We start from the raw sequence: 12,862 nt of genomic DNA, 5'->3' as shown, positions 1-12,862 counted from the left end.
GGAATGAAGTAAGATGGTAAGCTTTGATTCAGAAATATCTGAACTTCAACATCAAGTGGAGCGTCAGATTGAAGGAAAACTGCAACAGATTGATCGGATTACAGATCACAATCAATGGAAGGTGATTAATGCTTTCCAACAGCGAAAAGTAAGTGATTTTCACTTTGCAGGTTCAACAGGTTATGCCTATAACGATCGTGGGCGTGAAGTGCTTGATGAAGTATATGCTGATGTTTTCGGCGCGGAAGCCGCGTTGGTACGTCCTCATTTTGCTTCAGGTACACATACGATTAGTACAGCTCTTTTTGGAGTGCTGCGCCCAGGGGACGAATTATTGTACATCACGGGTAAGCCTTATGACACATTGCATAAAGTTATTGGCAAACCCGGTGATGGCACAGGTTCATTACGCGATTTTGGTATCGGTTACCGTGAGACGGCCTTAACTGATGAAGGTGGAGTGGACTGGGCAGCAGTTGAAAAAAACATTACACCGGCTACAAAAGTCATTGGGATTCAACGTTCACGTGGTTATGACTGGCGCTCCTCCTTCTGTGTTGCTGAGATTGCTGAGATGGTTACGCGTGTTAAAGCGCTGAAGGAAGATGTTATCGTATTCGTAGATAATTGTTACGGTGAATTCACAGAGGAACATGAACCGACAGAAGTCGGAGTTGATCTGATGGCCGGGTCACTGATCAAGAATCCTGGTGGAGGTATTGCGGAAACCGGTGGATACATATGTGGGAAGGAACAATACGTACAGCTGGCAGCTTATCGTCTGACAGCCCCGGGAATTGGGGGTGAGGTGGGAGCAATGCTGGGGACAACACGTGGCATCTACCAAGGACTTTACATGGCTCCGACAATTGTAGGACAAGCTATCAAAGGAAGTACGTTTGCTGCTGCGATGTTTGCTGAATCCGGATTTGTAACCAAACCTGCTTGGAATGAAGCTCGCACAGATCTGATCCAGGCTGTTCAGTTTAGCTCTGCCGAGCATCTGATCGCCTTCGTGCAGGGGATTCAGCGTGCAGCAGCTGTGGATAGTCATGTGGTCCCTGAACCGTGGGATATGCCTGGTTATGAGCATCCTGTCATTATGGCGGCAGGTACGTTCATTCAGGGTGGAAGTCTGGAATTATCAGCCGACGCGCCTATTCGGGAGCCGTATATCGGGTATATGCAAGGCGGATTAACGTACTCTCATGTCAAATATGGCGTTTTGATGGCGTTACAGACTATGAAAGATCGTAAATTATTGTGAGTTTATCTAACACGTCATTGACACTTGGTAATAACTAAATGTACAATAGGGTGAAGAATAGATGACTGGAAGGTTGATGAACATGGGTGATGAAATTCGCAGAAATATGGCCTTATTCCCGATTGGTATTGTAATGAAACTTACGGATCTGTCTGCACGTCAGATTCGTTACTATGAGCAGCATAGCTTGATCGTTCCTGCGAGAACGTCAGGTAATCAACGGTTATTCTCTTTTAATGACGTAGAGAGATTGCTAGAGATCAAGGCTTTGATTGAAAAAGGAGTTAACATCGCGGGGATCAAACAAGTGATGAATCCTGTTTCAAAAGAATCCGAGGAAGCTACAGTTATCACGCCGGATACTGAAGTTAAACGCAGAGAGCTGTCCGATACGCAGTTGCACCGCTTGCTGAAGCAACAGCTTGTATCAGGTAAGAGACCAGGACAAGTATCTCTCATTCAGGGAGAGCTTTCCCGATTCTTTAATAAAAACTAAATTCGCATAACTTGGCGAGTGAGGGGAAAACATGCACTTTTGGTGTGAGACTCCTTGACCCGTGGAACTTTCTAATGTACAAATATAACAGGCAAGCCAAATACGCAGATAAGAAAGGGAGAGGTTATAGTGAGTTATACAAAAGAAGACATTCTCCGCATTTCGAAAGAAGAAAACGTACGATTCATTCGATTGCAATTTACTGATTTGCTTGGAGCTATCAAAAACGTTGAGATTCCTGTGAGTCAGTTGACTAAAGCTCTGGATAACAAAATGATGTTTGATGGATCTTCCATTGAAGGTTATGTACGTATTGAAGAGTCTGACATGTACCTCTATCCAGATCTAGATTCTTGGCTTATTTTCCCATGGGTTGCAGAGAACCGTGTTGCACGTCTGATTTGCGACGTATATCTTCCGGATGGTAATCCGTTCCCAGGAGATCCACGTGGCATCTTGAAACGAAACCTGAAGGAAGCCCAAGATATGGGATTCACTTCCTTTAACGTTGGTCCTGAACCCGAGTTCTTCTTGTTCAAAACAGACGAAAAAGGAAACCCAACTAACGAACTGAATGACCAAGGTGGTTATTTCGACCTTGCGCCTACGGATCTTGGTGAAAACTGTCGTCGTGACATCGTTATCACACTTGAAGAAATGGGCTTTGAGATCGAAGCTTCCCACCATGAGGTAGCTCCAGGTCAGCATGAGATCGACTTCAAATATGCTGATGCTCTGAAAGCGGCTGACCAGATCCAAACGTTCAAACTCGTTGTTAAAACGATTGCACGTCAGCATGGTTTACATGCGACATTCATGCCGAAACCGCTGTTTGGTATGAACGGATCCGGTATGCACTGTAACCAATCCTTGTTTAAAGGCAATGAGAACGCATTTGTTGATGAGTCGGACGAGTTGGGTCTGAGCAAAACTGCTCGTCACTTCATGGCTGGAACTCTGAAGCACGCACGTGCGTTTGCAGCAATTACTAACCCAACTGTGAACTCATACAAACGTCTTGTACCAGGTTATGAAGCACCTTGTTATGTAGCATGGTCTGCTAGTAACCGTAGCCCAATGATTCGTATTCCAGCTTCCCGTGGTCTGAGTACACGTGTTGAGGTTCGTAACCCGGATCCGGCTGCTAACCCTTACCTGGCTTTGTCTGTTCTGTTGAAAGCAGGTCTGGACGGAATCAAACGTGAGCTTTCCTTACCAGCTCCAATTGACCGTAACATCTACATCATGTCAGAAGAAGAGCGTGTGGAAGAAGGTATTCCAAGCTTGCCAGCTGACCTGAAAGAAGCATTGAATGAATTGATCCGCAGCGAAGTCATCTGTGACGCTCTCGGCGACCACGCCTTGGCTCACTTCTATGAGCTGAAAGAAATTGAGTGGGATATGTATAGAACACAAGTCCACCAATGGGAACGCGATCAATATATTACGTTGTACTAATAGCTCAATCCCTTGGCGCTCTAGCGCTGAGGGGTTTTTCTTTTTGTGGGCAAGTACCTATATATTTAAAGAAAAATCAAAATGCCCACAAAATGCCCACAAAATATTTTTCTAATCGAAAATTTCTTCAGTGAATTTCTCAAATCTATCTATATTGCTTTTTCTGGATCTTGCCAGAGATGTGGGCATATACATCTGATGTGATCTGAATACTTCCGTGACTTAATTGTTCTTGAACGAATTTCATATCTGCCCCGGACTCAGGAAAAAGAACCGCGCAGGTATGTCGGAGAGAGTGAAAGGGGCGTGATGGGAGATCACAACGTTGTAAGATGCGGGAGAAGGCATTGAATAATGAATTGGGCAAGAAGTTTCCATCTTCCCTACATAGAACCAGATCAAGGTCATGGTGGTATCTATCCCCAAGTATCCCTTTGTTATGTTCCTGCCACTCTCTGTGAAATGTGATGTCATTTACTAGATGTGTAGTAATTTTTATTTTTCTTCCTGATTTTTCTGTCTTGGTGTCATTGTATAATTCTTCTTTTTATTTCAGTGGAAGATAGCTAATCATTTGTGAAAGCTCCGGAGGAGGAGATTGGTAAAGTAGTACAAAGAAGAAAAAACAGGACTCTATTAGCAAATTGATAGAGTTGTTTGCTAGATGCTTACAGAAAAAACACTGGCATGGAGCCACGGGTAGTCTATGAACCATACCTTCAAAGTACTCCAAATAAAAAAAGGCCCTCCTGCAAATTTTGCGGGGGACCCATTTGAACATCTACGACAATATTATCTAGCTGGTTTTTGTGAATTGAATTGTATAAGGTTCGTTGTAGTTGTTAATGCCGTTATCCATGATTCTGAAGTAAACCTTCTCACCAGGTTTAGCATTCCAACTAATTGCCTCTGGGTATCCCCGTCCATTCCAGTTATCCATTTGAATGGATAAGATTGCACCGCTTGCATTCATTTTAATAACACCCATAACAATGTCGAAGTTCGCTGGTGGAGTGGCTATAACAGAATATGTGATTTCGGATGAACCGTTTGTATTGTCGACTACATAAAAATCGTTGTCGCTCATGCTATCTAAATACTGTGTTGCGCTAAATCCGGAAGACTGGCTAACACTTGAATACATCACTTCTGCTGTCTGAAAGGAATCAGCCCAACCTGTTTTAGCGAATGCAGAACTTGAACCGAATGCCAATAAACAAGCAGTTGCCATAACAGAAATAGAGAATTTTCTTAATCTTTTCATTTTCAAACCTCCCAAATATACTAGAACCAATAGAGTAAGATTCTGTTTTAAGTTATTATTTGAAATTAAAAATATCGAAGAGACTCTCGCAATTAGGTTGGCCAACCATGGATAAATATACCATATGTAATTGTTGTTTGTAAATAATAATATTGTAAAATGTTGGGTTTGCAATTATTATTTTAAAATGTTTTGTTTATTGAATTGATAGAAACAAGTTATTTTTAAAAAAATCTAATTGTTAAATTATAGATGTCCCTGTAATAAAAGAAGGCTTCTGATTGAATTCAGAAGCCTTCTTTTATTATTGTATTTAATATACGTAAATATTATTATGATGATAAAATTACTCGATTTTCGTTACGTAACCTTCATAGTTTCCGTAATATAATCCGTTTGAATAGGTAGTCGATGCTAGGTTGAGTACTCCATACCAAACTCCATCAGCATAAGTATATGTCTTTGGAACATACTTCGCATCTTCATACTTATTGTTAGCATCTGAATATCTCACATATTTTTGCGTCGCCTGAATCGTTACACTTTGTGCAGTTACAGAACCTTGAACAGAAGATGAGGGAGTGGCAAGTGATGCTGGAACAGCAATACTTGCTACAATAGCAGTGAGCGCTCCAATGGTGGCTAGTTTCTTTTTTTATGTAAATACCTCCTAAATTAATGAATTATAAAACTAAAAATACCATATAATTATATGTAAATTATAACATATATAACGTTGTGATTTGTATTTCTCACCCTACAAATCTACTAACGACCTCCCAAAAATTCCTCCAACTATTAAGAATATATCCACTCTAACAGATTTGGATCAGCATGAAATGTATCGGATCAGTGAGATACTAGATGACTCATATAATAGAAGTAGTGCGGTTGATTTGATATTATTTAACACTTTCTTCAAAGAATGCTCTTAGGAGTAGTTGTTGGATTATAATCTGCTGCTGTAAAAATTGTGGCCGGGAACGGATAAATCATCTGAAAGCAAATTGGCCACAAATGTCCCCTGAATTCTTCTTCATCATCTCACGTAACATTCCTGTGTTTATCTGTAACCAAGGCTTACATTTATATAACAAAACACGTTTGTTCGTCGATTAAGATAATGGTAAACCGTAAAACTCTCTTTATTTAAAGAATTGTATCAATTCATGTTAGTAATAGAACAATACCATTATTATTTATCAACTAAGCTATTGAAGAGAAACTGAAATTAGAATTCTTTCTATAATGGATTAAACTGTCGGAGGCAAAAGATTTTAATAATGCTTCCTTAGAAATTCTGATAGTCACGAAATATAAAGTATACTTACAATCACTCTTTCAAAATTCCAACCATCGTCGATTACATACAAATGGATGTTTCATTAGTATGTTGAAAGTTTCATATAGAAGAGGTATACTTTAATTAAATTTTGAACAATTAAATTTTAAATAATTAATTGGAGATGTTGATATGGATCAGGCAAAACAACTTGTGACAGAACAACGTACATTTTTTTATACAGGACAAACTAAAAATATCGAATATCGGATTAATGCGCTTCAACAGCTTAGAAAAGGAATTGAAAAGTATCAGCAACGGATTCAAGATGCACTTCGGGCGGATCTGAACAAATCTGAGGCGGAAGCTTACGGTTCCGAGATTCGCATTGTTTTGGGTGAACTGGATTTTGCATTAGAACACCTGCAGGAATGGGCTGCACCAAAACAAGTTCCAACCAATTCGAATATGCCGGATGGGGTGAGCACCATTTACCCTGAACCATACGGAGTGGCTCTTATTATTGCACCTTGGAACTATCCTTTCCAACTGGCCTTTGGTCCACTGATTGGAGCAATTGCAGCCGGTAACTGTGCAGTTATCAAGCCTTCTGAATTAACACCAGCCGTATCTCGTCTGACGTATGATCTGATTAAGGAGATCTTCCCTGAGGAGTATATTGCCGTTATGGAAGGTGAAGTTGAGGCAAGCACAGCATTGTTGAAAGAGAAGTTTGATTATATTTTCTTCACAGGCAGCACAGGTGTTGGTCGCATTGTTATGAAGGCAGCTGCGGAGCATTTGACTCCTGTAACTCTTGAGTTGGGTGGTAAGAGTCCTGCTATTGTCCATAGCGATGCAGATCTGAAGCTGGTGGCCCAGCGTATTGTTCGTGGTAAGTTCCTGAATGCAGGCCAAACATGCGTTGCTCCGGATTACTTGCTTGTACATGAACAAGTTCATGATGAATTGATCAATCTGATTGGCGCTGAGATCAAAGATAAATTTGGGGATGATGTGTTACAGAATGCTGATTTCCCGCACATTGTCAACGCGCGTAACTTTGATCGGTTGTCGAAATTCCTCACAGATGGCAAAACGCTGATTGGTGGACGTTCTGTACGTGAGCAGTTGTTCATTGAGCCGACTGTACTTGGCGATGTGAACTGGGAATCAGCTGTCATGCAAGAAGAGATCTTCGGTCCGATTCTTCCTGTATTTACGTACAGTGACCTTGATCCTATGCTGGATGAGATTGTTCGCCGGCCAAAACCATTGGCGCTATATCTTTTCACACAGGATGAGCAACTGCAGGATCAGGTTCTGAATCAAGTATCCTTCGGTGGGGGATGTATTAATGACACACTTTCTCATATGACTTCACATTATCTACCGTTTGGTGGTGTAGGAGAGAGCGGTATGGGCTCATATCACGGACAACAGAGCTTTGATGTGTTCTCGCATCACAAGAGTGTTCTGAAACGCAGTGAATAATTAGCCGCAAAAATAACATAAACATGAAAAAAAGAGGTTGTCCTGTTGATCAGGGCAACCTCTTTCGTATTTCATTACATCTAATTTTGTTACTCAAGTTAAATATTAATGAATATCTCGGAAAAGGCCAATGACTTTACCCAGAATACTAACATGTTTCAAACGTAAAGGTTCGAAGGTCGCATTCTCCGGTTGAAGGCGAATATGATCTTTCTCTTTATAGAACGTTTTCACTGTAGCTTCATCGTCTTCAGTCATTGCAACGACGATATCACCGTTATCAGCAGTTTGCTGTTGACGGACAATAACGTAATCTCCATTAACGATTCCAGCTTCCACCATACTATCTCCCACTACTGAAAGCATAAACACTTTCTGTTCGCCTACATAGTGTGTAGGAAGAGGGAAGTAGTCTTCAATGTTCTCGGTTGCAGTGATTGGAACCCCGGCTGTAACCTTACCAACAACAGGAATACGTGCAACGCTATGAGCAAATTGATGAGAATGCTCAGATTCTTCCTGGCTCAAAAGCTCAATGGCTCTTGGCTTGGTAGGGTCGCGTCGGATCAAACCTTTTTTCTCCAAACGATCCAAATGTCCATGTACTGTTGAGCTGGAAGCAAGTCCAACCGCTTCACCAATTTCCCGTACGGAAGGAGGATACCCCTTCAACCGGACTTCATTTCGTATAAACTCCAGAATAGCCTGCTGCCTGCTGGATATCTTCGACATACCGTATCAACCCCATTTTAGTAACGTTTGGGAAAATTATAACATAGAACCTCCGTTCGTACAAACATAAGTTCTAAATAAAATAGCTTTAAATCAGTGTTTTTTAACTTATAGAACAGAAATTGGCCAAAAGTCAGAGCATAATACTGCAAATGTTTTGAAAAAGTACTTGAAATAAGATATTGCTCCTTCTAAAAAGAAGCGAACAATTGTTCTAAAAATATATTGAACAAAACAAGTGTTCGTGTTATATTGATTTCAACAGATAGGAACAAACGTTTGGAGGCGGGTATTTAATGAGATATTCTACTTATCAAAGCATTTATGAACCAATGAATTCGGAACTGGTGAAGTCTAACATAGGGAACTACAAGAAGGTTTTAGCGCGTTTCAAGATTTCTTCATGGATGTTAAAGGTAGCCATTACCTCTATGATTATATTTATTGGATGCAGCACTGTTTTAACTGTATTTGCCGGCAATGAGAATGATGTTCTGCCTGGAGGAAAGATAGCTGTTTCACAAGGGGAAACATTATGGAGTATTTCTTTGGAACATAAACCGACGAATATGGATACACGTATTTATATAGAAGCAATTAAGAAAGTGAATCAACTTCATACGACTTCCATCCAAGTGGGACAAGTACTAGCTCTACCGCAATTTGCAGAATAAAATGCACATCAATGAGTGTTAACGCGTGTCAGCTTGACAAGCTGCCTTTATAATGGCAAAGTTAATATGACTTTGTATTTTTGGAGGGGACAAGCTTGGATATAGATAGTCTGGTAGCACGCATTAACGAATTGGCTCGTAAGCAAAAGTCCACTGGATTGTCGGAGGAAGAACTTGCCGAACGTGCCGAGCTAAGAGAGATTTATTTGAGTAATATTCGCAGCAATTTCAGACAACAACTGGATACCATTGAGATTGTTGATGATGAGAATGACAAAGGCCACCAAGGCAAACTCAAACACTAACGAAACCTAATGATATCATTATGATATTTAGGTTTCTTCCTGTTATTTTGAGTGTGCAATTTATAGGGGGAAATGTTGGTTTACAGTTATGTAAGCCGATACAAAGACACATAAGGGGGATTCTCATGTCGCGTTCGTTCGAGAGAACGGTTAAGAAAAATTCCAAGCAGTTAAATCAGCAGCGCAAAAAAAGTGGTCAACCAATCACAGGTACACCAGGCGAAGAAGTCTTTAAGGGACGCAGCCTTTTGTTCCCTATATTTTTGATTGGTCTCGCCTTTTTGTATCTGTTTATGAGCACGTTCCTTGTGCAAGCTCCGATGACAACCTGGGACTGGGTGACGATGCTGCTTTACGTATTTTTGGCAGTCATCTTCATGCTTCGTCGTCCATACATCAAGATTAGCAGTAATCGGATTATAACGACGAAGGGTAATCGTGAACGTTCAATTGGGGTTGACGATATCGTCAAATTCAGAATCGAACCAGGTACAGTTGTTATCGAACATAACAGTCGCGGGAAAAGATGGGTGTTTACCAAGTTATTGAACCGTTACGATACAGATGCGATTGCAGAACGTTTGCTGAAGTTTGCAAAAGCACACCAGATCACCGTGGAAACCGTCGAAAAGTAATTATTGCATAAAGGGGTAGATGATCGGAATGGCGTTAAAAGCGATTTTGTTCGACCTAGATGATACTTTATTATGGGATGAGCGTAGTGTTCGAGAAGCTTTTCATGAGACTTGTCTAATCGCAGCGAAAGAGACTGGGGTTAAACCAGAAGAACTTGAAGAAGCTGTTCGTAATGAGGCACGTGGACTGTATGAATCATATGAAACCTTTTCTTTTACTAAAATGATTGGAATCAATCCGTTTGAAGGCCTATGGGCTAACTTTACTGGTGGGGATCAGCCTGAGTTCCGTCAGTTGGAACAGCTTGCTCCAGTTTACCGTAAAGAATCCTGGCGTCGTGGCTTGTTGAAATTGGGTATAGATCGGGAAGATCTTGCTGAACAACTGGCCGCACAGTTTGGAGTAGAACGGAGATCCAGACCACATGTATACGAAGAAACGATGGATACCTTGCGTCAATTACAAGGAAAGTACAAACTGTTGTTGTTAACGAACGGTTGTCCTGCTTTGCAACAAGAGAAGTTGGATGGTGTACCTGAATTGACTCCTTTCTTTGATGAGATTATTATCTCGGGTAACTTCGGAAAAGGAAAACCGGATCCATCAATATTTGAACATGCTTTGAGTAAACTGGGTGTTAAACCCGAAGAGAGCATGATGGTTGGGGATAAGTTAACGACTGATATTCGTGGTGCTTTATCATCTGGCATCCAATCCGTATGGATTAACCGTGAGCATAAGACCAACAATGAAACGTATGCGCCAGACCATGAAATAACGCATTTATCGGAATTAAATCAGCTTATTGCTAATTTCTAAGCAGATCAGCTATAACATCTTTCCTCAGCACCCTGAAACATTGGTAACTTCAATGAACGATGATGTCGTTCTTGAAGTTACCAATGTTTTTTTATTTGAACATGTTGACTAAATTACCTTGTTAAATGAGATCTCTATTTTTTTTACTAAAAGTTATTGAAATTAGGGGGAAGCTGGATTAGAATATAACTAACATACTAGTATGACTAGTATTTAGATTGTCCTAAAGCAATTTCTTTTTGACTTACTTCATTAAATGGAAGCAGGGAGTTATTGCTTATTATTTTCGATTGATTGTAAGCGCTTAATATTTTGAGAAAGCTTCTTTGGATTTGGAGATCACACCACTTAGTAAGTGCTAATTAATGATGTGAAGCACCTTGGATTGTGTGATTCTACATAATACATTAAATTGATATCGCTTACATTTAGAAATTATCTATTTCGTAGTGGGGGTGAATTTGAAGGAGTTGTTGTCTTCTACAAGAGGAGAAACGATGGGAGTTGTACATGAATTACTCTTACTTATCAAGTCCTGGATCGGAGTGAAAACAAATGGAGTCGGAAACCGCTAAAACAACGTTAACCATGACATCTTTACGTAAAGAGAGCAGATTACGAACGGCAGCAACTTTGTTCCGCAAAGACTGGCAGTTGTATTCACTGTTAATCCTTCCCATCATTTATCTCCTTATTTTCAAATATGGGCCGATGATTGGTAATGTGATTGCGTTCAGACGTTTTGTTCCTGGGGGAAGTATATTTGGAGAAACGTGGGTTGGATTAAGGTACTTCAAAATGTTCATTGAGGACCCTACCTTCTGGAGAGTATTCGGTAATACGCTGATGTTGGGCGGACTTGCGTTACTCTTTACATTCCCGGTTCCAATCATTTTTGCCTTGATGCTTAACGAAGTGAAGAGTAAACGATTCAAAAAATTTGTACAGACCGCGTCTTATCTGCCTCATTTTCTGTCGATCGTTATCGTTGCGGGTATGATCCTGCAGCTGACAGCAGTGAATGGTTCCATTAATGGACTGGTGGCTTTCTTCACCGGAGACAATATTCCTTTTATGCAGCGGGCTGAGTGGTTCAGAACAATCTATATCACTTCTGAGGTATGGCAGGGTATGGGTTGGGGAGCAATTCTTTATCTGGCTGCCCTAACAACCATTGATGATTCTTTGTATGAAGCTGCGCGTATCGATGGTGCCAATCGGTGGAAGCAAACGATTCATGTAACGTTACCAGGGATCTTGCCAACGATTGTGACTTTATTGATTTTGAACATGGGTAATTTCCTGGCTGTTGGATTTGAAAAAATCTTACTCTTGTACAATCCGCTGATCTACGAGACATCTGATGTGATCTCCACTTACCTGTATCGGGTTGGACTGGAATCCAGTAACTTCAGTTATGCTACCGCAATTGGCTTGTTCGAATCGCTGATCGGTCTGATTCTGGTGTTCTCCGTAAATGCCATCTCACGCAGACTGACTCAAAGAAGCTTATGGTAAAGGAGGAGCATCATGCAGGAATCCAGATCTTACAAGGTATTTAAAGTATTCAATGTCATCTTTCTGCTGTTCGTGGTATTTATAACACTCTATCCATTCTTAAATGTCGTGGCACAATCCTTCAGTAGTGAGTCCTATATTAATTCCGGTAAGGTTAGTTTGTTCCCAAGAGGATTCAATGTAGAGACATACAAGACAATCTCACGTGACAGCATGTTCTGGACCAACTATAAAAACACGATTATCTACACCGTAGTAGGTACATTAATCTCCATGTTTATGACGACTATTTTCGCATATGCCCTGTCCAAAAAGAGGTTGATGGGTCGCAAGTTTCTGACGATGTTCGCCGTATTCACGATGTTCTTTAGTGGTGGATTGATTCCAAACTATGTGTTGATTAATTCCCTTGGGTTCAACAACACCATGTGGGCACTTGTTGTTCCTGGCGCAATTAGCATATACAACATGCTGATCATGAAGTCATTTTTTGAAAATATGCCTGAAGAACTGGAGGAAGCTGCCTCCATTGACGGTTTGAACACCTACGGGATCTTGTTACGCATTATATTGCCGCTTAGTAAAGCAGTTATGGCAACCATGGTGCTGTTCTACGCAGTAGGTCATTGGAATTCCTGGTTCCCAGCCTTTCTGTATTTGGACAAAAAAGAACTGTTCCCGGTCACCATTTATTTGCGCAATATGATTGCAGGAGCGACCAGCGGGGCGTCTGCCGGTGCAACCTCAGCTGATAACCTGACACAGATTGCTGCCAATATTAAGTCTGTAACGATGGTATTAACCATCTTGCCGATACTCACCATCTATCCATTTGTCCAAAGATACTTTGTAACCGGTATCATGTTAGGGTCTGTTAAACAGTAATACGTAGAAGCTAGAATACCTAAACCAAATTC

Annotated in this window: 12 protein-coding genes; 10 read left to right on the top strand and 2 right to left on the bottom strand. The window is 40.8% G+C overall.

The annotated features are described in order from the left end of the window. The first annotated feature begins 13 nt into the window (after positions 1-13). The 3 genes from NST33_RS17560 to glnA all read left to right on the top strand — a co-directional run bounded on the left by NST33_RS17560 (position 14) and on the right by glnA (position 3,221). On the top strand, positions 14-1,267 hold the full coding sequence (locus tag NST33_RS17560) for a methionine gamma-lyase family protein (protein WP_221821691.1): 1,254 nt from the start codon (positions 14-16) through the stop codon (positions 1,265-1,267). Between the two features lie 82 nt (positions 1,268-1,349). After that, on the top strand, positions 1,350-1,763 hold the full coding sequence (locus NST33_RS17555) for a MerR family transcriptional regulator (protein WP_017687924.1): 414 nt from the start codon (positions 1,350-1,352) through the stop codon (positions 1,761-1,763). Positions 1,764-1,892: 129 nt separating this feature from the next. Further along, positions 1,893-3,221, top strand: coding sequence for a type I glutamate--ammonia ligase (gene glnA / locus NST33_RS17550; protein WP_076210082.1), 1,329 nt, complete (start codon positions 1,893-1,895; stop codon positions 3,219-3,221). A 796-nt stretch (positions 3,222-4,017) separates the two neighbouring features. On the opposite strand, the gene NST33_RS17545 is transcribed toward glnA, so the two are convergent. Continuing rightward, a complete protein-coding gene (locus NST33_RS17545; protein WP_221821687.1) occupies positions 4,018-4,485 on the bottom strand; it encodes a hypothetical protein in 468 nt (155 codons plus the stop codon). 1,474 nt (positions 4,486-5,959) lie between these two features. Between NST33_RS17545 and NST33_RS17540 the strand changes: the two genes are divergently transcribed. Further along, positions 5,960-7,261, top strand: coding sequence for an aldehyde dehydrogenase (locus NST33_RS17540; protein WP_221821686.1), 1,302 nt, complete (start codon positions 5,960-5,962; stop codon positions 7,259-7,261). 105 nt (positions 7,262-7,366) lie between these two features. Here the strand turns inward: NST33_RS17540 and lexA are convergent, their stop codons facing one another. Continuing rightward, entirely contained in the window at positions 7,367-7,993 is a 627-nt protein-coding gene (gene lexA, locus NST33_RS17535) for a transcriptional repressor LexA (protein WP_017688034.1), read from the bottom strand. A 296-nt stretch (positions 7,994-8,289) separates the two neighbouring features. Here lexA and NST33_RS17530 point away from each other — a divergent pair, with 296 nt between their 5' ends. The 6 genes from NST33_RS17530 (at position 8,290) to NST33_RS17505 (ending at position 12,830) form a co-directional block, all read left to right on the top strand. Beyond that, positions 8,290-8,667, top strand: a complete 378-nt coding sequence (locus tag NST33_RS17530) for a LysM peptidoglycan-binding domain-containing protein (RefSeq protein ID WP_076210088.1) — start codon at positions 8,290-8,292, stop codon at positions 8,665-8,667. 95 nt (positions 8,668-8,762) lie between these two features. Then, positions 8,763-8,972: a DUF896 domain-containing protein gene (locus NST33_RS17525; protein WP_017688036.1), complete on the top strand. Its 210-nt coding sequence runs from the start codon at positions 8,763-8,765 to the stop codon at positions 8,970-8,972. A gap of 125 nt (positions 8,973-9,097) precedes the next feature. Beyond that, the gene (locus tag NST33_RS17520; protein ID WP_017688037.1) at positions 9,098-9,607 is read left to right on the top strand and encodes a hypothetical protein; all 510 of its coding nucleotides are present in this window, start codon (positions 9,098-9,100) and stop codon (positions 9,605-9,607) included. A gap of 28 nt (positions 9,608-9,635) precedes the next feature. Beyond that, positions 9,636-10,427: an HAD family hydrolase gene (locus tag NST33_RS17515; RefSeq protein WP_221821684.1), complete on the top strand. Its 792-nt coding sequence runs from the start codon at positions 9,636-9,638 to the stop codon at positions 10,425-10,427. A gap of 555 nt (positions 10,428-10,982) precedes the next feature. Continuing rightward, positions 10,983-11,945, top strand: a complete 963-nt coding sequence (locus tag NST33_RS17510) for an ABC transporter permease subunit (RefSeq protein WP_036613590.1) — start codon at positions 10,983-10,985, stop codon at positions 11,943-11,945. A gap of 12 nt (positions 11,946-11,957) precedes the next feature. Continuing rightward, positions 11,958-12,830: a carbohydrate ABC transporter permease gene (locus NST33_RS17505; protein WP_036613592.1), complete on the top strand. Its 873-nt coding sequence runs from the start codon at positions 11,958-11,960 to the stop codon at positions 12,828-12,830. Positions 12,831-12,862: the final 32 nt, after the last annotated feature.

This window comes from Paenibacillus sp. FSL L8-0435 (genome assembly GCF_037965655.1).
Taxonomy (GTDB): Bacteria; Bacillota; Bacilli; order Paenibacillales; family Paenibacillaceae; genus Paenibacillus.
Note: the sequence above shows the minus strand (reverse complement) of the source record. Positions and strands in the feature narration are given on the sequence as shown.